This is a genomic window from Variovorax sp. HW608 (assembly GCF_900090195.1).
GTDB lineage: Bacteria > Pseudomonadota > Gammaproteobacteria > Burkholderiales > Burkholderiaceae_C > Variovorax.
In genome coordinates this window covers 986,065-1,005,010 of the sequence record NZ_LT607803.1, presented here as the reverse complement: position 1 = coordinate 1,005,010, position 18,946 = coordinate 986,065, and the positions used below count along the sequence as shown (strand labels likewise).

Genomic DNA, 18,946 nt, shown 5'->3' with positions numbered 1-18,946 from the left:
CGCGGCTCACGCCCGGTGAGGATTCGTGAATTGTTTCCCCGCGGCGGCAGCTAAACAATGCGGAACGCATCAAGCAGCTCATTGCCTACAACGAGGAGACAAACATGTTGAAGATCGTCTGCGCGGCCACGGCATGGCTGGCACTGTTGTCCACGGCCTTGGCCCAGGAGCCCATCAAGGTTGGCATCGTCACGCCTTTGTCGGGGACGTACGCGGGCATCGGGCAGACCCTGCGCCGGGGATTCGAACTGGCCGCGCGTGAGATCAACGATTCCGGCGGCGCGATGGGGCGCAGGATCGAACTGCTCTTCGAGGATGAAGAAGCAAGCCCGCCGATCGCAGTGCAGAAGGCGGAGAAGCTGTTCCAGGTGTCACACGTGGATTTCCTCTCCGGCACCGTCCACTCGGGATCGAGCCTGGCGGTGGCGCAGGTCGCCGAGCGCAATGGCAAGCTGGCCTCCACCACCGTTTCCTATGCCGACTCGATCACCGGAGAACGCTGCTCGCCCGCGATGTTCCGCGTCAATGCCCGCGCTGAGCAGCAGTCGATCGCGCTGGCTTCGTGGGTCGCCAAGACCAAGCCGAAGGCTCGCGTTCTGTACATCGGGCCGGACTACGAGATGGGCCGCTCGAGCGTCGCGGCTTTCAAGAAACAGGCCGAGAAGAATGGCCTTGTCTCCGTCGGCGAGGTGTATGCGCCGCTCGACACCAAGGACTACACCCAGTTCTTCGGCCAGGTGCGTATCGGGCGACCCGAAGTGATCTACCTTGCAGTCGCAGGCAATGATACTGTGCGGCTGTTCTCGCAGATGCAAGAGTTCGGGCTGCTGAAGGGCGTGCTCGTGGTGGGCGCGGGCGGCACCCTCAATGAGACGAACCTGGGTGCCATCGGGGCTGCGGCCGAGGGCTTCGTGACGGGAACGGGCTACTCGCCCCAGCTGGATCTGCCGGAGAACAAGCGATTCGTCTCGGCTTATCGCGCCGCGTACAACTCGGAGCCGGACTCGTTTGCAGCAGACTCGTACGGCATGCTGTATGCCTACAAGATCGCAGTCGAGAAAGCAAAGTCGACCGAGACCGACAAGGTGCGCAGGGCGCTGCGCGGCCTGACGTGGAGCACGCCGCAGGGGGAGAAAACGATTCGTGCCGGCGATCACCAGGCGATCCAGGACATGTACATCGTTGCCGTGCGCAAGGGCCAGTTCGAAGTGATCGCAAAAATCGCCGGTCCCGACGCGATCGGTCCCAACGTCTGCACCCGCTTCTGAGATTCAGGGGAGAAGTCGTTTGAACGCGCTGGACTACCTTCAGTTCGTGTTGGCGCCTCAGTTGTTCAATGGCCTGACGCTCGGCGTCGCGGTCATCCTCGTGGCGCTGGGCCTCACGATCACGTTCGGACTGCTCGATGTGTTGAATATGAGCCACGGTGAGTTCTACGCGGTCGGCGCGTTCACCGCCGTGGCCCTCATGGCCGCGGGTCTCGGATTCTGGGTCGTGCTGTTCCTGGCGCCGTTGCTGATGTTTCCTGTCGCGATGCTGCTCGAGCGCGTGCTGATACGCCGCGTCTACGATCACGCGGAACGGCACATCACGACCTTGCTGGTGACCTTCGGCTTGTCGCTCGTGCTCGAGGACTTGCTCAAGCTCGCTTTCGGACCGAATCCGTACCGACCCGAGAACCCGTTGCCGGGGATGTTCGAGTTCGGCGGGTTGGTGCTGCCCTACTACCGGGTGTTCCTGGTGTGCGCGGGAAGCGCCGTGATCGCCGCGATCGCATGGCTGGTGTACCGCACGCGGCTGGGCGCCATGGTCCGCGCGGCGGCGTTCGATCGCCATATGGCCGCGTCACTCGGGGTGCCTGTCGGAATCGTGTTTTCGGGCACCTTCGCGTTCGGTGCCGCGCTCGCTGCGTTGGCGGGCGCAATCCTGGCGCCGGTGTACTCGGTCTTTCCCACCATGGGGCACGATTTCATCTTCCTCGCCTTCAGTGTGGTGATCGTAGGCGGGATGGGCTCGGTGGTTGGGGCGGTCATTGCCGGCCTGCTGTTGAGCCAAGTGCATGCGTTGAGCAGCCTCATCATCGCCCCTGTCTGGACAGAGGCCATCGTCTTTGGCGTGATGGTGGCCTTCCTCATGCTGCGGCCGAAGGGCCTCTATGGAGGGCTCGGCCGTGCTTGATCGTCAATCGCTTGCCTTGCGTGCGAGCCACCTGCTCACGGCCGGACTCTTCGGCGCGGCCGCACTGTTTGCGATGGCTGCGCATCTGCTGGGTGACACGTTCTACATCAGGCTCGCGACCGAGGCGTTTATCTTCGGAGGCTTGGCGTTGTCCGTCGATCTGCTGCTCGGGTGCACGGGGTTGTTGTCCCTCGGCCAGGCGATGTATTTCGGACTGGGCGCCTATGCATCGGCGCTCGTGCTCATGTCCAACGGGTCGTTCTGGGCCGCCGTGGGGGCTGGCGCCGGCGTGTGCCTGGTCAGCGGCACCGTCTTCGGCCTCGTCGCCTTGCGCGTACGGGGCGTGTACTTCGCCTTGATCACGTTCGCACTTGCGCTCGTGGTGGCCAAGCTGGTCTACAACACGCGCGCGCTGGGTGGCTCGGACGGTCTGATCGGTGTGCCGTTGGTGGAAATCCCGCTGGTGTTCGCGTCCACCTCAACCGGAAATGCGCCGGGATTCCTCCTGGTCGCGGCGCTTCTCATGCTCACACTCTATGTAGTCATTGCGCTCCTCCTGGGGACGCCGTTCGGACGCATGCTCGTTGCACTCCGGGCGAACGAGGGCCGAATCGCTTACCTCGGCTATTCGGTCTCGCGAGCGCGTATGGCGGTCTATGTGCTAGCCAGTGTGGTCGCCGGGGTTGCTGGCACCCTGTACCCGATGCTTCGAGGCTTTACATCGCCCGACCTGCTGTACTTCGGCACGTCCGGCAATGCTCTGATCGCAGTGATCGTGGGGGGCGTGGGCACGCTGACGGGGGCTTTCTGGGGAAGCGCGATCCTGGTGCTCCTGAAATCGATCGTTGGTTCCTATACGACCCATCATGTCATCGTCATCGGAACCGTGTTCATGCTCGTGGTGCTTTTCCTGCCTCACGGGATCCTGGCGCTGGCGCGTGATCGCCTTGTGCGTCGCCTCGGACGAGCGAGTGTGCATCGTCTTTCGCGCTTGCCGGTGCCCTCGACGGGGGAAGGCCAATGACGACGGCATTGCTGCAGGTGCGGGATCTGTGCCGCTCGTTCGGCGGGCTGCGCGCAGTCGACGGTGTGAGCTTCGATGTGGAAGCCAACCGCATCACGACCATCATCGGCCCGAACGGGGCCGGGAAGTCGAGCCTCTTCAATCTCATCAGCGGAGCCCTCACCCCCGATGAAGGTCGCGTCTATCTCGACGGCCGCGACATCACCGGCAAGCCGCCAAATCGACTGGCGCGCGCCGGAATGGCGCGCTCCTTCCAGATCACCAATCTGTTCAGCGAGCTGACGGTCGCGGAGAACGTCCGCCTTGCGGCGCAGGTGCTGGAACCGCGTCGCTTCATGATGAGGCCCGTGCAGCGCAGCCGCATGGCTGCGGGCGAGGTGGCGCGAATCCTCGAGCGGATGCAACTGCGCGACAAGGCGGACGAGCTCGCGGGCCACCTGTCGCACGGCGAGCAGCGCAGGCTGGAAATTGCCGTATGCCTGGCCTCACGACCACGGGTCTTGTTGCTTGACGAGCCTACGCAAGGCATGAGCCATGTCGATACGCAGGATACCGCGCAGCTTGTTCGCAGCTTGTCCGATGAAGTGACAGTGCTGCTCATCGAGCACGACATCGAGATGGTGATGACGTTGTCGGATCATGTCGTGGTGATGCACCAGGGCCGCAAGCTCGCCGAGGGCACACCTGCACAGGTTCGGTCGAATGAGGCCGTGCAGGCCGCGTACCTGGGGTATCACTGACATGCTGGAAGTCAGCGACCTGCACCTCCACTACGGCAGCAGCCATGTGCTCCACGGCATCGACATGCGTGTGGGCCACGGCGAGATCGTTACCTTGTTCGGCCGCAACGGCGCGGGAAAAACGAGCCTGCTGAAGGCGATCGCGGGCTGGGTGAAGCCTTCACGCGGAGAGATCCGTTTCCTCGGTGGCAGCCTTGCAGGCAGGCCACCCAACGAAGTCACGCACCGAGGGATCGGGTTCGTGCCGGAAGATCGCCGGATCTTTCCGGGACTGACCGTGCATGAGAATCTGGAACTCGGTCTCATGCAATTCGCCAGCGCAGCAGATGCGCGACAAGGCCTGGAGCGGATCTACACGCGGTTTCCGCGCCTGCGCGAGCGCCGGGAACAGACGGGCACGACTCTCTCGGGTGGCGAGCAGCAGATGCTGGCGATGGCGCGCGCAATGGTGCGGCCCCCGAAGCTGCTGCTGGTGGACGAGCCCAGCGAGGGCCTCGCGCCAATGATCGTCGACGAGGTCTTCGCCCTGATCCGGGAGTTGCGCCAGTCGGGCGCTTCCATTCTCCTCGTGGAACAGAACATGCGCGAGGCATTGGCGGTCTCCGACCGCTTCTATGCGATCGAGCGCGGCCGCATCGTGATGCACGGGGATGCAAGTAACGAGGATCACCGGCGCGAGCTTGCAGCGGCGATCGCTATCTAGTCTTTGTTCAAATCCACAAGAGAGGTCATTCATGCAATCTCCTTCGACCCGCCTGGCTGGCAAGGTGGCTATCGTCACCGGTGCAGCGCAAGGCATCGGGCGTACCTATGCACTCGGACTGGCGGCCGCGGGCGCGAAGATCTGCGCGTGCGACATTGCCGACACTGCCGAGACCGTTCGCCTTGTGCAGGCTGCCGGCGGCGAGGCGATCGGTGCGCGGGTGGACGTCACGAGCGACTCGGATCTCGACGCCGTCGTGACCAGGACGCTGGAGGCGTTCGGTCGCGTGGACGTCCTCGTCAACAACGCGGCTCTGTTTGCCAACCTGCGGATGCGCAACTTCACGGAGATCGATCCGGCGGAATGGGATCGTGTCATGGCGGTGAACGTGCGCGGCTGCTGGCAGGCCGCCAAGGCCGTCACACCCGCGATGGCGCGCTCAGGCGGAGGCAGCATCGTCAATATCGCCTCGGCCACCGCCTTCAAGGGATCGGCATTCCTTCTGCACTACGTTACCTCCAAGGGAGCGGTGCTGGCACTGACGAAGTCGCTCGCGCGCGAGGCGGCGGCTCACAATATCCGGGTGAACGCGGTCGCGCCCGGGCTGGTGCTCAGCGAACAGGTGGTAGAGCACGCCGACTGGCGCGAGGCAGCGACCGCGATCGTCGCGAGCCGTGCACTGAAGCGCGACTCGCAACCCGAGGACCTGATCGGGGCCGTGGTCTTTCTCGCCTCGGAGGAAAGCGCCTTCGTGACCGGGCAGACGCTGGTCGTCGATGGCGGATCGATCATGCATTGAGCCACCAGACGGCTCGGGAGATTTGCGATGAGCGAAGTGGAAGTGATGTCCAGCGACGCGGTCGATGTGGATGTGGATCCGTTCTCGGACGCATACATTCTTCATCCGTACCCCTTCCATGCGGTGCTGCGCGATGCGGGGCCCTTGGTGAAGCTGCCGCGCTGGAACGTCTGGTGCATGGCGCGATTCGACCAGGTTCGACGCGCCTTGATGGACCCGCAGACCTTCTGTTCGGGCGCCGGTGTGGGGATCAGCAACTCGAGGAAGGAAGCGCCGTGGCGTCCGCCCAGCATGCTCCTCGAGACCGATCCACCGGCGCACACGGCGAACCGGGCCGCAATCAGCAGGACCTTGTCGCCAGCGGCTATACGCAGCCTGCGCGAACGCTTCGAGTCCGAAGCACACCGCCTCGTGGACTCCTTGTTGGACCAGCCCACGGTCGACGTGGTGCGGGAGATGGCCGAGGCGTTCCCGCTCAAGGTGTTCGCAGACGCGATCGGAATCCGCCCGGACGGCCGCGATAACCTGGTGGCATACGGGAATATGGTCTTCAACGGCATGGGGCCGCGCAACGAACTGTGGCATGCCGCAATGGCCAACGCCGAGGCTGTCAGCAAGTGGGTGCTCGATGCCTGCCGCCGCGATTCGCTGGATCCGAACGGCCTGGGCATTCAGATCTACGCAAGTGTGGATTCTGGCGAGTTCACCGAGGAGCAGGCCGCACTCATGGTGCGCTCGTTCCTGTCGGCGGGCATCGACACGACCGCCCATGCGCTCGCCAGTGCGATGTGGCTTTTCGCCGAGCATCCCGCGCAGTGGCAGAAGCTGCGCGAGGAGCCAGCCCGCGTCAAGAACGCATTCGAGGAGATCCTTCGCTTCGAGTCACCGTTCCAGATGGTGTTCCGCACGACGACCCGCGACTGCGTGATCGATGGCGTTCGAATCCTCGCCGACGAGAAAGTCCTGCTGTCGCTCGGGGCTGCGAATCGGGACCCGAGGAAGTGGCCGGAGCCTGACCGGTTTGATGTGACGCGCGCCGTCACGGGGCATGTTGGCTTCGGCGCCGGTATTCACGGATGCGTCGGCCAGATGATCGCCCGCATGGAGGTGGAGGCGCTCCTCGCGGCACTGCTGGAAGAGATCTCGCGGATCGAGCTCGCCGACGAGCCGCTTCGGGTGCGTCACAACACGCTGCGCGGTTTCGAGAAATTGCGCGTGCGCCTCCGTCGCTGATTCGTGCGGCCCAGGGAGATAGTATCTGGAGGCTACCGATCTCTTGTAGCGCGTGATCCTCGCCTCCGGTCACTGGCATGCGACTCATCCGAAGTATTCGATCATCAGTTCAGTGACGGCGCGAACCTTTCGCGCGGGCTGGCGCCCCGCCGGCCGCACGACGAAGATGCCGGCTTCACGAAATGGATAGCGACTCATCACCCGGACCAGTGCGCCCGACGCCAGGGCTCCTTCGATCAGGAAGTCTGGTAGCGCGGCGATGCCAAGCCCCGCGATGGCGGCCGCTGTCAAAGCCGCTCCATTGTCGGCCTTGAAGCGACCCTGGGGATGAACAGCGATCATCTTGTCGCCATCGATGAGATGCCAGGTCTCGGTGCCCTGCAGGAGCGCCTGGTGCGACCGGAGTTCTTCAGGTGTTTCGGGTGCCCCATGCTCCCTGATGTAGTCGGGGCTGGCGACGAGCGCTCCTTTAATCGGTCCGATACGGCGCGCGATCAGATTCGAGTCGCTGAGGTATCCCACGCGAATCGCGCAGTCGAAGCCTTCTCCGATGATGTCGACAAAACGATCGCTGTAGTAAGTGTGCACATGCAGCAGCGGATGTCTGCGCGCCAGCTCCGCGAGCACTGGCGCCAGATGCGTGGGCCCGAAGGAGAGCGGTGCTGAGATCCGCAAATGGCCTCGCAGATTGCCCGCAGGCAGGATTGTTTCCCGCGCCACTTCGATCTCGGCGCAGACGCGCGCCGCGTGCTCGCGAAAGGTGACCCCCGCCTCAGTGAGGGCAGCGCCGCGTGTCGTCCTCGCGAGAAGCTGTGCACCCAGGTCAGCTTCCAGCCGGAGCAAGCGCCGGCTCACGATGGACTTCGAGATACCGAGCCGGCGAGCAGCCTGCGATACGCCGCCCGCGTCGGCGACCTCGACAAAGGTTTGCAGGTCCTCAATGTCTAGCATCGTTGTTCCCGTTTTTGCGGCACAGTTTCCCTCAAAGCGGCGGCATTGTCTGAATCCAGGTACGTGTCCCGGATATGGCGAGACTGTAAACAGGATGCGCTACGCGCTCAGCTGGAAGGGGCTGGGCGAGGGCACTTCCCACCGTCCTGATGACACGAAGATCGACTGCGCATCTTTGCCCGGGCTCGTGCATTTCCCGCCGGACTCGGCGACACCCGTTCGTGAGCTTGTCTGATGCGACGTGAGTATTCGTCGATTGTCGGTCGGGCCCCGCGTGCGGAACACTCGCTCCGTCTACGAAGCCGGTCCTCCCATCGTTCATGCAAATCACAGGCAGCCAGGCCATCTCGATGTCGCCGCAGGACGTCTGGGCGGCCCTGAACGACCCGGAGGTCCTCGGCTGTTGTGTGCCGGGCTGCGAGTCCGTCGAACGCGTGAGCGACGGCCGGTTCAAGTTGGTCATGGTTTCCTCGATCGGCCCGCTGCGAGCCCGTTTCGATGGAATGCTGCAGATGACGGAGATCCAACCGGCGCAATCATGCGTGCTGGTGTTCGAAGGTCAAGGCGGTGCCATTGGATTCGGGAAAGGGCGCGCCGAGGTGCGGTTGCTGGATCGGCAAGGTCACACCGAACTGCGCTATGCCGCAGAGGCCCAGGTGGGTGGCAAGCTGGCGCAAGTCGGCTCGCGGCTGATCGACAGCGTTGCGCGCAAGATGTCCGACGATTTCTTCAGGGCCTTTCGCGAGAAGGCGACGCCTCGGGCTGCCGTCGAAGCCGAGTCGCCGGTTGTCCCGGAACTCGTACCCATGGAGTTGCCCGCCTGGGCTTGGTGCGTCCTCTTTGCAGGTGCTGCAATCACTTTGCTGATGCTTATTCGCTAGCTTCAGCTGAGCATTCCGATGACGCGATCGCACTGTTAACCCGACCACTCCTGGCGGGATCAGCGCTCGCAACCTTGGTGCAACGCAAGAGTCCCGGTCGACGAGGGTGGCAGTGTTTCGCAGTCAGCGAACTGCAGCGGTCCCTGGTCCAGGACCATCTGATCGAGATCGCCCATCGCGATGCCGCGGCTGAATCGGGCCCATGCGCAAACGCTATTTCTGGATGGGCAGGGAATCGCGGATCATGACGCGCAGTTTTCGCAGTGAAATCAGGATGCCATTCGTGTGAAAGAAGAACAGCTCAAGGCTGACGGTGCCAACTCGCGCACGCCCAAGATGGTCGTGTCCAACGGCGTGGACCGCTTCCTGGCCGACGGGGTGCTGTACTTCGACGATGTCGCGGTGAAGGAGCAGATCAGCGTCCGCAAGCACCAGTCCTTCGAGAAGGCGGCGCCGCTTCTGGATCGGCCTGTCGAGACCGTCTTCTTCCCCTACAAGGACTACAAGTTCAAGGCGTATCTGAGGTTGCCGCGGGGCGTGGACAAGGCGCCCGTGGCGATCCTGATCGGGGGCCTGGACACCACCAAGGTCGACTATCGCAATGTCAGCGACATGTTGCTCGCCCGCGGTGTGGCGACGTTTGCCTTCGATGGTCCGGGCCAGGGCGAGACCGCGTTCTTCCTTCGCCTCACGCCGCATTTCGAGGAAACCGTCAGCGCCGCGATCGACTACCTTGAGAAGCGGCCCGAGATCGACGCGCAGCGCATCGGCATCGTGGGGCGCAGCCTGGGCGGCTATTTCGCGCCGAAGGCGGCGGCGGTGGACGATCGCGTGTCCGGGCCGGTGACGCGGATGATCTGGGACGACAGCGGGCACTGCAATCACGACAGGTCCCACTATGCGCGGCCCGCCATCGCGGACTTCATCGTATGCAATCTATGAGCCGGCTGGTCGCCAGGTGCATCGTCGGCGCGGCCGGAGTTGCCCTGGCGACGACGGCGGCCGTCGCGCAGAACTGGCCGGCGAAGCCCGTGCACGTCATCGTGCCTCTTACGGCGGGCAGTTCCGCTGACGTGATCGCGCGAAGGGTGGCGCAGCGCCTGTCCGAGCAACTCGGCCAGCCATTCATCGTCGAGAACAAGCCTGGCGCTGCCGGCACGATCGGCGTGGCGGCAGCGGCGCACGCCAAGCCGGACGGCTACACACTGCTGGTCCATTCGTCCTCGTACACGATCACGCCCATCACCTACCCAGGCGCGCCGTACGACACGCTGCGCGACTTGGCCGGGGTTACACCGCTGACCCTCCTGCCTCAGGCGGTGGTCGTGGCGCCCGGTCGCGGTATCGAGTCGCTGGGTGACCTGATCGCCCGAGGCAAGGCGAAGCCCGATGCCCTGACGTTCGGCTCGGCAGGCGTGGGTACGGCCACGCACCTCAGCGCCGAACGCTTCAGGGTGGCGGCGGGCATCGACGCATTGCATGTGCCGTTCAAGGGTGCGGAAGCCGTTTCCGAAGTGATAGCCGGCCGCATCGATTTCACCGTGTGCCCGTTGATCGTCTGCCTGCCCATGATCAAGGACAAACGCCTCGTGCCCCTGGCCATGAGCAGCGGTCAGCGCTCGGCGAGGCTGCCCGGCTTGCCAACGACACTCGAGCTTGGCGTACCCAACTCGAACTATGACTTCTGGGTTGGCCTGTTCGTGCCAGCGCAGACGCCGAGGGACATCGTCGCCAAGTTGCACAAGGAGACTGTGAAGGCTCTCGCAGACCCGGCTGTGAAGGAATCCCTGACCAATGTCGGGGCGGAGCAAAACCTGCTGGAACCCGCGGCTTTCGATCAGGCCATCGCGCGTGAGATCGCAAGCAACACGGGCCTGGTAAAGGCGGCCGGCATCCAGGTGAACCCGAAATAGGCCACACTGGCACACCGCGCCGGGACATTAACGCGTGACGGCCGGCAATGCCATGCGCGTGTCGCCAAAATACTCGATGAGGATGTCGGTCAGGACGCTCACCTTGCGTGAACGGAACGCACCCGGCGGGCGAACGACGTACATGCCGGCTTCCGGTGCGGCGTACTCGGTCAGGACGGTGACAAGCTTTCCCGCGGCAATATGGGGCTGCGTGAGGAAGTCGGGCAGCGCGGCGATGCCGATCCCGGCGAGGGCAGCGGCCAGGATGGCTTCGCCGTTGTCCGCATGGAAGCGGGAGCGGGGGCGAAATGGCGCGGCCTGGTCCCCATCTCTCAAGGGCCATACCTCGCCCTTTTTGGTCACGGTCTGGTGATCGGCCAGGTCTGCCAACGTGAGCGGCGTCCCGTGCGCCTCCAGGTACTCGGGACTCGCGACGAGCATTCCGCGGAACGCGCAGATCCGGCGTGCCAGCATGCTCGAGTCGGGCAGCAGGCCCAGGCGTATGCCACAGTCGAATCCTTCGCCGACGAGGTCGACGAAGCGGTCGCTGTACGAGGTATCGACGTTCAGCAGGGGATGACGTCTTGCAAGTTCGGCGAGCACGCGCGACAGCTGCGTCACGCCGAACGACAGCGGCGCCGCTACGCGCAAATAGCCCCGCAGCGGGCCTTCGGGCGAGAGCGCATCGCTTGCCGCCTCGAGTTCGCTGAGGACCCTTGCGGCGTGCTCGCGGAAGGTCGCGCCCGCTTCCGTCAATGCAGAGCCGCGTGTTGTGCGAGACAGCAGCTGCACGCCGAGCACTTCCTCCAATTGCGCCAGCCGGCGGCTCACGATCGATTTGGACTGCCCGAGCCGACGCGCCGCCTGCGCCACGCCGCCGGTATCGGCCACCTCAACGAACGTCCTCAGATCTTCCAGGTTCATGGTGTTCCTGTTCTCGTAACTCACTGAATGACATTTTGCGTCTAGTCGGCGGTTGCAGCGATCGGCACCATCACGGCTGATCATGAAAAAACTCTTGGAGATTCAACCCATGCGCGATGCCACGATCGCGGCCGGCGGCCGCGTACTTCTTGCCGTTCTGTTCCTCCTGAGCGGCCTGTCGAAACTCGGCGCCGCGGCCGCAACTACGGGCTACATCGCTTCGGCGGGTCTGCCGCTCCCGGGTGTCGCCTACGTGGTGACTCTGGCGGTCGAGGTCGGCGGTGGACTGCTGCTGCTGATCGGCTTCCGCACGCGGATCGTGGCCGCGGTGCTCGCGGCCTTTTGCGTCGCCGCCGCGATCTTCTTCCACCACAACTTCGCCGATCAGAACCAGATGATCCACTTCATCAAGAACTTCGCGATCGCCGGCGGGCTGCTGCAACTCGCCGCGGTCGGCGCCGGCCGAGTGAGCATCGACGCCCGCTTGAAGAACGCCTGAGCGAATCGGGGAAAGCTCATGAAGCTGCTTCACATCGACTCCAGCATCTCCGGGGCGCAATCCGCCAGCCGTCAACTGACCGCGGGCATCGTCTCTGCGTGGAAGAAGGCCAATCCGTCGGTCCAGGTTACCTATCACGATCTCGCCGCGGATCCGGTCGGACATCTCACCGGCGCCGAGTTCGCCGTGCTCCGCGGGGCGCAGCCGCAGGACGCCGTCAAGGAGGACGCCGACCGCAACGCGCGCCTGCTCGACGATTTCCTCGGCGCTGATGTGGTTGTCGTCGGCGCGCCGATGTACAACTTCTCTTTGCCGACGCAGTTGAAGGCGTGGCTCGATCGGCTCGCTGTGCCGGGCAGGACCTTCCGCTACTCCGATAACGGGGTCGAGGGGCTCGTCACGGGCAAGCGGGTGATCATCGCGTCCTCGCGCGGCGGCTTCTACAGCGAAGGCCATCCGGCTGCCTTTCTTGATCACCAGGAGAGCTATCTGAAGGGCATGTTCGGCTTCGTCGGCGTCAAGGAGATCGAGTTCGTTCGCGCCGAAGGACTCGGGATCAGCCCCGATGTTCGCAAGGCCGCCCTGGAGGCTGCAGCGGCGCAGATCGAGCAGCTGCCAGCATGAACTCTCACCGCGCAGTACCAAGGGCCATCGCGTACCGCACGCGCGGCCAGGGCCACGGGCCTATCGTGCGGCTGATGAGCCCGTCGGACCTCGGGCGAATCCTCAAGCCGTTTGTCTTCCTCGATATCTTCGAGATGGACGCCCAGACGTTGCGCGCCTTCGCCATGCCGGGGGCGGGCATGCCAATCCATCCGCATTCGGGGATCGCGACCGTCACGATCATCACTGAAGGCTGGTTGCGTTTCGAGGATCCTGCGAACGGCTCGGGGAGGATTGGCTATGGCGGCGTCGAGTGGATGCGTGCAAGCGGTGGTGTCTGGCACGGCAAGGAGATGACTGCAGGAGAGGGCGTGTCGCACGTGCAGGGCTTCCAGCTCTGGGTCGCGTTGCCGGCCGAACTCGAGAACGCCGAGCCCGAGAGCCGCTACATCGAGGCGAAGGACATGCGCAGCGCAGGCCCGGCGGTTGTCGTGGTCGGCTCGTACGAGGGAACATCGAGCCCGGTCCCTGCGCCGGACGGATACAACTACCTGCTGGTCACGCTGAAAGCCGGCGAGCGGTGGACCTACACGCCGCCGCCGGGCCATACGGTCGGCTGGTTGGCGGTCGCGAAAGGTGCCCTGCATGCGGGTGAAGCGGTCGATGCCGGCGAGATGGTGCTCTTCGAGCAGAGAGCCGATCCGATCGCGCTGCAGGCGGGTGTCGACGGGAGCGTCTTCGTCCTGGGTTCGGCGGTGCCGCACCCGTATCCGCTGCACCTGGGCATGTACTCGGTCCACACCTCGCGCGAGGCGCTGACGAGTGGCGAGCGCCGCATCGCCGAGTTGGGCCGCAAGCTCAATGAAGGTGGGGACCGACGCACGGCGGCGGGAACTGTGCCCGTGTTCCGGTAACTCCGTGGAATCCATCCGCCAACACTCCATCGGCGACGTCCTGCGCCGGACGGCCCAGCGCGCACCTGCCAAGGACGCGATCATCTGCGGCGACGTGCGCTGGACCTACGCCGAGTTCGACCGCATCTGCAACCGCGTCGCGCAGTCGCTGCTGGCGCGCGGCATCGTCCCGGGGGACCGTGTTGCGATCCTGTCGCGAAACTCGCACGCCTTCGCGGCGTTGCGGTTCGCGCTCGCCCGCATTGGGGCGATCCTCGTTCCCATCAACTTCATGCTCAACGCCGATGAGGTAGCTTACATCCTGCGCAGCTCCGGCGCGGAGACCCTCGCCGTGGGTCCAGGGTTGGAAGAACTCGGCCTGCAGGCGAGCCAACTAGAAACCAGTGTGCGCCGCACCTTCTGGGTGCCGGGCGAAGATGCCGCGGCCACTGCGCCTGAGGGCCTTGAGACCTTCGCCGACTTGGCAAGAGGCAGCGACGAACCGCTCTCGATCGTCGTCGACCCGCGTTCACCGGCGCAGATCATCTACACCAGCGGCACCGAATCGTTGCCAAAGGGCGCTGTCCTGAGCCACGAGGCGGTGCTGTGGGAGTATGTGAGCTGCGCCATCGAAGGCGAGATGTCCGAGAATGACACGCTGCTGCACGCCTTGCCGCTCTATCACTGCGCGCAGCTCGATTGCTTCCTCGGGCCGGCGGTCTACCTCGGTTGCACGAACATCATTACCGGCCTGCCGCGGCCGGACGTGATCCTGCCGTTGATCTCGCGTCATTCGATCAACTCGTTCTTCTGTCCGCCGACGGTGTGGATCAGCCTGCTGCGTTCGGATTTGTTCGACTCGACCGATCTTTCCTCGCTGCAAAAGGGCTACTACGGCGCCTCCATCATGCCGGTGGAGGTACTGATGGAAATGCAGCGTCGGCTGCCGAAGGTGCGGCTTTGGAACTACTACGGCCAGACGGAGATCGCGCCGCTCGCCGCGGTGCTCAAGCCCGGTGACCAGCTGCGCAAGGCGGGCTCCGCCGGACGGCCGGTGCTGAACGTGGAAACGCGGGTGGTCGACGACGCGATGCAGGATGTGAAGCCAGGCGAGATCGGCGAGATCGTGCATCGCTCGCCGCAGCTGCTGTCAGCCTACTTCAATGCGCCCGAGAAGACGGCGGAGGCTTTCGCCGGCGGCTGGTTCCACAGCGGCGACCTTGCGACCGTGGACGCCGAGGGCTACATCACCATCGTCGATCGCAAGAAAGACATGATCAAGACCGGGGGCGAGAACGTCGCCAGCCGCGAGGTGGAGGAGGCGATCTTCGCCATGTCGGAGGTTTCCGAAGTGGCGGTCGTGGGCATCCCGGACCCCAAGTGGGTCGAGGCGGTCGTGGCGGCGGTCGTCGTCAAGAGCGGCCATGTTCTCGACGGGAAGCGAGTCGTGGAGCACTGCCGACAGCAAATGGCCCACTTCAAGGTGCCCAAGCATGTCGTGTTCGTAGACAGCCTGCCCAAGAACCCCAGCGGCAAGCTGCTCAAGCGCGACCTGCGCCAGCGGTTCGAGAAGGAACTGGTCGGCCGTTGACGAAGCGGGGTGAGTCGCCCGCGTCGTCCTCGATGCGAAGCCTGAACATCGTCGGCGCTGCCTTGGCGCCTTGAGCCAAGCTTGTCATGTCAGGCAGAACCGTCGCTACATCACGCGATAGCAACGCTGCATCCCAGACATGAGTAATGAGAATTTCGCCGGCAGCCCAAGGGGTGCGTAAATTCACGCGCACGCCAAGCGACGCAGCGGCCCAGTCGGGGCCCCGCGGACGGCGAGGAGACAGTATGAAGCAGCTTGCGGGAAAGGTCGCCATCGTCACGGGAGGCGCACAGGGACTGGGCGCCGCCTTCGCGCGCGCGTTGGCGCAGGCCGGAGCCGCCGTCGCAATCGGCGACGTCGCCGACGCAAGTGGAATCGCTGCGGAGATCGTGGCAGCTGGCGGAGAAGCGAGGGCCGTGACGCTCGACGTCGCCGACCCCACATCGATCGGCGCAGCGGTCGATCATGTGAACGAGAGCTTTGGTCGCCTCGACATCCTGGTGAACAACGCGGGGATTGCTGCAGCGCTCACGGCCAAGGAATTCTTAGAGATCACCGAGGAGGAGTGGGACCGCATCCTGCGCGTGAACTTGCGCGGAGTGTTCTCCTGCATGAAGGCGGCCGTTCCCCTGATGCGCACCAGTGGAGGCGGGGCGATCGTCAACATCGCTTCTGCAACCGCGCTCAAGGGCGCTCCGGGGTACATGCACTACGTCGCCTCGAAGGGTGCCGTGCTGTCCATCACGCGTGCGGCCGCACGCGAGCTGGGCGGAGACAGGATCCGCGTCAATGCCATTGCACCCGGTTTCATCATGACCGAGGCCGTGCGCGACCATCCGAGTTATCGTGGCGCCGTACTGGACGCCATCATGGCGACGCGTGCGCTCAAGCGCGAAGCCGTGGCGCAGGACGTGGTCGGCACGATGATGTACCTCGCATCCCCGCAAAGCGCATTCGTCACCGGCCAGACGGTTGTCGTCGACGGTGGCACCGTGATGCTCTAGCTGTCCAGCCGCTCATTCCTCACGGCCGGTCTAACACGCGGCCAGCGCGCTGCTTTCCGGGAGACTCTGCGCTTCGCTGCGATCGACGCCACGCTCCTGTTTCGCTGAATCAGGCCTTGGTCTTCAGGTAGTCCAGGCGAGGCGTGCTGAGGGCAGGGTGTTGCGCGGGTTGCAACACAGTGCCTCGCAATTTAAAACTCCACATGTGTGGAGTTTTCGTTGACTGGCTTGCGGCGAGCGGGTACACCTGTGTCCTTGAGAAGCAGCAGCGCATTGCTGCGGCAAGAACGCACGAAGAAGGAGACACATGATCGAGGTACCAGTACTCGTTGTCGGGGCGGGTCCGGTGGGCCTGGCCACCGCCCTGGAGCTGCATGCGCGCGGAGTTCGCACGCTCGTTGTCGAGCGCAACGCGACGACGACGCGGCACCCGAAGATGGACGTCACCAATGGGCGCAGCATGGAGCACTTCCGGCGGCTGGGGGTGGCCGAGCGCATCCGCGACATCGCCGTGCCGCGCGAGAATGTCATGGACGTGTCGTGGGTGACGAAGCTTGGCGAGTGGGAGCTGGCCCGGTTCCGTTATCCCAACGTGCACGACGCGCGCAAGAACATTGCGGCGCGCAACGACGGCTCGATGCCGCTGGAGCCCAACATGCGGCTGAGCCAGGTCGTGCTGGAGCCCGCGCTGCATGAGGTGCTGCTCGAGCGCAAGGTCGACATCCGGTTTGGCTGGGCGTTCGAGAGCTTCGAGCAGGATGGCGACGGTGTCACTGCGGTGATCCGGGAGGTTTCCACTGGCAAGAGCGAGACCGTGCGCTGCCAGTTGCTCGCCGGCTGCGACGGCGGCAGCAGCAAGGTGCGAGAGCAGCTTGGCGGCATCCGCCTGGAGGGTCATTTCGCGATCATTCGCGCCTTCATGGTCCACTTCCGTACGCCGGCCAAGGACCTCATGCAGCGCTTCGGAGTGGCCTGGCATTACCAGGCGCCGGTGCACGGCACGATGATCGCGCAGGACGACCGGGAGACGTGGACGCTGCACAGTGCGATCCCGGAAGGGGTCGAGCCGAAAGACATCGATCCCAAGCGAACCGTCTACGACTGCCTTGGCATGGAGTTTCCGCTCGAGGTGCTGCAGGCCAATGCATGGACGCCCCACCTGGTGGTCGCCTCGGGTTATGGCAAGCAACGCGTGTGGCTCGCCGGCGATTCGGTTCACCAGTACATGCCCACGGGCGGCTACGGCATGAACACCGGCATCTGCGACGCCGTGGATCTGGGCTGGAAGTTCGCAGCGGTGCTGCAGGGCTGGGGGGGTCCCAAGCTGCTGGAGACGATCGAGACCGAACGCCGGCCGGTGGGGCTGCGCAATTGCGAAGCGGCCGGCGCGAACATGGACATCCGCCTGAAGATCATGCAGGCCTACACGCCGCAGATCCACGAGGATAGCGCGCAAGGCGCGGCCGCGCGGGCAGCCCTGGGCAAGCTGATCGTCGATCTGGGCAATGGCGAGAACGAGTCGCTCGGCATCGAGATCGGCTATCGCTACCGGGGCTCGCCGATCGTGTGCGCCGAGGACGACGAACCCGAGTGGCGCTTCCTGGACTACGTACCGAGTACCTGGCCGGGTGTGCGCGCGCCGCACGTGTTCCTCGAGGATGGGAGCGCCCTGTTCGACATGTTCGGGCCCGGGTTCACGCTGGTGCGCTTCACCGACGCGAGCGTGACTGCGCTGGCCGAGGCGGCGCAGCGCCGCGGCGTGCCGCTGAAGGTGCTCGACGTGCGCGACGCCAACGCAAGGCGCATCTACGAGCGCGACTTCGTGCTGGTGCGCCCCGACCAGCATGTCGCCTGGCGCGGCAACGCGATGCCTGACGATGCGCTGGCGGTCATCGACCGTGTGCGCGGTGCTTGAGTGAAGGAATTGAAATGAGCCAGCAACAGACACAACAGATGCAACCGGCCTTCAAGCGGCCGCAGCCCATCGTGCGCGCGGACGCCTTGGCACACGTCGTGTTCGAGCGCAAGGACGCAGCGAAGATGGAGCCGTTCCTGCAGGACTTCGGGCTCCTGCCCTGTGGTCCATCCGCGGGCAGCAAGAGCCGCTTCTACCGCTCGTATGGCCACCTGCCTTATGGCGTGGAGCTGATCCCTTCTGAGCGCGATGCCTTCGTCGGGTTCGGGCTCGTCGCGCGCAGCCGCTCCGATCTCGACAGACTCGCGGCGGCCGAGAACAAACCCATCGAAGCGGTCGAGGGACCGGGCGGCGGCGTGCGTGTGCGGCTGTTCGATCCTGCCGGATTCCGGGTCGACTTGATTCACGGCTTCGAGCCGGTGCAGCCCGTGGCGACGCGCGCTGCGATCACCCAGTTCAACTCGCCCGGCGTCAACAGGCGCATCAACGCCGGGGTTCGCACCGATGTGGCGCCGTCACCCGTGCTGCGCTTCGGCCACGTGGTGCTGCAGACGCCCCTGTTTGGTGAGACGCTGATGTGGTACATGAGCCGCTTCGGCCTGATCCCGACGGACATGCAGACGCTGCCCGACGGGACCCCGGCCCTCGCGTTCTGCAGGCTGGACCGGGGCAGCGATCCGGCCGACCACCACACCATTGCGCTGGTGGCCGGACCGGCGCCGAAGATGCTCCACGTGTCGACCGAGACGGTCGATCTGGACGCGATCGGCCAAGGACAGCAGTTCCTGTGGTCCAAGGGTTGGGAGCACTTCTGGGGCATGGGGCGGCACCTGCTGGGCAGCCAGTTCTACGACTACTGGAAGGATCCGGTGGGCGACGAGTGGGAGCACTACGCCGACGGCGACGTGATGACCGCCGACTACCCCACGGGCTTCCATCCCTTGACCCTGGGCGGCCTCTGGGCCTGGGGCCAGGACCTGCCGCAGTCAATGCGCCCGCCGATGCCGGCGCCCCCGGATGCGCCGCCTGTCGTGCGTGAGCTGATCCAGGCGCTGCGCGAACCCGCGCGTGCCTGGTGGCCCAAATTGGATTGAA

General features: G+C 64.8%; 19 protein-coding genes. 17 read left to right on the top strand and 2 right to left on the bottom strand.

The genetic code is table 11. From position 1 onward, the window contains the following. Window positions 1-104 precede the first annotated feature (104 nt). The 7 genes from VAR608DRAFT_RS04560 (at window position 105) to VAR608DRAFT_RS04530 (ending at window position 6,677) form a co-directional block, all read left to right on the top strand. Window positions 105-1,268 (top strand): ABC transporter substrate-binding protein, encoded by a 1,164-nt coding sequence (locus tag VAR608DRAFT_RS04560; RefSeq protein ID WP_088952984.1) that lies wholly within the window; start codon window positions 105-107, stop codon window positions 1,266-1,268. Window positions 1,269-1,287: 19 nt separating this feature from the next. Beyond that, window positions 1,288-2,178 (top strand): branched-chain amino acid ABC transporter permease, encoded by an 891-nt coding sequence (locus VAR608DRAFT_RS04555; protein ID WP_231973219.1) that lies wholly within the window; start codon window positions 1,288-1,290, stop codon window positions 2,176-2,178. Further along, window positions 2,171-3,202, top strand: coding sequence for a branched-chain amino acid ABC transporter permease (locus VAR608DRAFT_RS04550; RefSeq protein WP_197700472.1), 1,032 nt, complete (start codon window positions 2,171-2,173; stop codon window positions 3,200-3,202). The genes VAR608DRAFT_RS04555 and VAR608DRAFT_RS04550 overlap by 8 nt, the downstream gene beginning before the upstream one ends. Continuing rightward, window positions 3,199-3,942: an ABC transporter ATP-binding protein gene (locus VAR608DRAFT_RS04545; protein ID WP_088952982.1), complete on the top strand. Its 744-nt coding sequence runs from the start codon at window positions 3,199-3,201 to the stop codon at window positions 3,940-3,942. The genes VAR608DRAFT_RS04550 and VAR608DRAFT_RS04545 overlap by 4 nt, the downstream gene beginning before the upstream one ends. Window position 3,943: 1 nt before the next feature. Further along, the gene (locus VAR608DRAFT_RS04540; protein WP_088952981.1) at window positions 3,944-4,645 is read left to right on the top strand and encodes an ABC transporter ATP-binding protein; all 702 of its coding nucleotides are present in this window, start codon (window positions 3,944-3,946) and stop codon (window positions 4,643-4,645) included. Between the two features lie 31 nt (window positions 4,646-4,676). Further along, window positions 4,677-5,444 carry an SDR family NAD(P)-dependent oxidoreductase gene (locus tag VAR608DRAFT_RS04535; RefSeq protein WP_088952980.1) on the top strand — a complete coding sequence of 256 codons (768 nt, stop codon included), beginning with the start codon at window positions 4,677-4,679 and terminating at the stop codon, window positions 5,442-5,444. Window positions 5,445-5,591: 147 nt separating this feature from the next. After that, a complete protein-coding gene (locus VAR608DRAFT_RS04530; RefSeq protein WP_197700471.1) occupies window positions 5,592-6,677 on the top strand; it encodes a cytochrome P450 in 1,086 nt (361 codons plus the stop codon). Between the two features lie 84 nt (window positions 6,678-6,761). On the opposite strand, the gene VAR608DRAFT_RS04525 is transcribed toward VAR608DRAFT_RS04530, so the two are convergent. Continuing rightward, on the bottom strand, window positions 6,762-7,628 hold the full coding sequence (locus tag VAR608DRAFT_RS04525) for a LysR family transcriptional regulator (RefSeq protein WP_088952978.1): 867 nt from the start codon (window positions 7,626-7,628) through the stop codon (window positions 6,762-6,764). 320 nt (window positions 7,629-7,948) lie between these two features. On the opposite strand from VAR608DRAFT_RS04525, the gene VAR608DRAFT_RS04520 reads away from it, so the two are divergent. From VAR608DRAFT_RS04520 to VAR608DRAFT_RS04510, 3 genes are all read left to right on the top strand, one after another. Then, entirely contained in the window at window positions 7,949-8,509 is a 561-nt protein-coding gene (locus tag VAR608DRAFT_RS04520; protein WP_088952977.1) for an SRPBCC family protein, read from the top strand. 285 nt (window positions 8,510-8,794) lie between these two features. Beyond that, entirely contained in the window at window positions 8,795-9,451 is a 657-nt protein-coding gene (locus tag VAR608DRAFT_RS04515) for an alpha/beta hydrolase family protein (protein ID WP_157730623.1), read from the top strand. After that, window positions 9,448-10,422 (top strand): tripartite tricarboxylate transporter substrate binding protein, encoded by a 975-nt coding sequence (locus VAR608DRAFT_RS04510; RefSeq protein ID WP_088952976.1) that lies wholly within the window; start codon window positions 9,448-9,450, stop codon window positions 10,420-10,422. Before VAR608DRAFT_RS04515 ends, VAR608DRAFT_RS04510 begins: the two co-directional genes overlap by 4 nt. A 27-nt stretch (window positions 10,423-10,449) precedes the next feature. Here the strand turns inward: VAR608DRAFT_RS04510 and VAR608DRAFT_RS04505 are convergent, their stop codons facing one another. Then, window positions 10,450-11,346, bottom strand: coding sequence for a LysR family transcriptional regulator (locus VAR608DRAFT_RS04505; protein ID WP_088952975.1), 897 nt, complete (start codon window positions 11,344-11,346; stop codon window positions 10,450-10,452). 109 nt (window positions 11,347-11,455) lie between these two features. Between VAR608DRAFT_RS04505 and VAR608DRAFT_RS04500 the strand changes: the two genes are divergently transcribed. The 7 genes from VAR608DRAFT_RS04500 (at window position 11,456) to VAR608DRAFT_RS04470 (ending at window position 18,945) form a co-directional block, all read left to right on the top strand. Then, window positions 11,456-11,845: a DoxX family protein gene (locus tag VAR608DRAFT_RS04500; RefSeq protein WP_088952974.1), complete on the top strand. Its 390-nt coding sequence runs from the start codon at window positions 11,456-11,458 to the stop codon at window positions 11,843-11,845. Window positions 11,846-11,863: 18 nt separating this feature from the next. Continuing rightward, on the top strand, window positions 11,864-12,469 hold the full coding sequence (locus VAR608DRAFT_RS04495) for an FMN-dependent NADH-azoreductase (RefSeq protein ID WP_088952973.1): 606 nt from the start codon (window positions 11,864-11,866) through the stop codon (window positions 12,467-12,469). Next, a complete protein-coding gene (locus VAR608DRAFT_RS04490) occupies window positions 12,466-13,362 on the top strand; it encodes a pirin family protein (protein ID WP_088952972.1) in 897 nt (298 codons plus the stop codon). Before VAR608DRAFT_RS04495 ends, VAR608DRAFT_RS04490 begins: the two co-directional genes overlap by 4 nt. Further along, on the top strand, window positions 13,310-14,932 hold the full coding sequence (locus VAR608DRAFT_RS04485; protein ID WP_088952971.1) for a fatty acyl-CoA synthetase: 1,623 nt from the start codon (window positions 13,310-13,312) through the stop codon (window positions 14,930-14,932). The genes VAR608DRAFT_RS04490 and VAR608DRAFT_RS04485 overlap by 53 nt, the downstream gene beginning before the upstream one ends. A 146-nt stretch (window positions 14,933-15,078) precedes the next feature. Next, window positions 15,079-15,936, top strand: coding sequence for an SDR family NAD(P)-dependent oxidoreductase (locus tag VAR608DRAFT_RS04480; protein WP_331713020.1), 858 nt, complete (start codon window positions 15,079-15,081; stop codon window positions 15,934-15,936). 307 nt (window positions 15,937-16,243) lie between these two features. Next, window positions 16,244-17,851 carry an FAD-dependent monooxygenase gene (locus VAR608DRAFT_RS04475; RefSeq protein WP_197700469.1) on the top strand — a complete coding sequence of 536 codons (1,608 nt, stop codon included), beginning with the start codon at window positions 16,244-16,246 and terminating at the stop codon, window positions 17,849-17,851. A 14-nt stretch (window positions 17,852-17,865) separates the two neighbouring features. Then, window positions 17,866-18,945 (top strand): glyoxalase, encoded by a 1,080-nt coding sequence (locus VAR608DRAFT_RS04470; RefSeq protein ID WP_088952915.1) that lies wholly within the window; start codon window positions 17,866-17,868, stop codon window positions 18,943-18,945. The last annotated feature ends 1 nt before the right edge of the window (window position 18,946 follow it).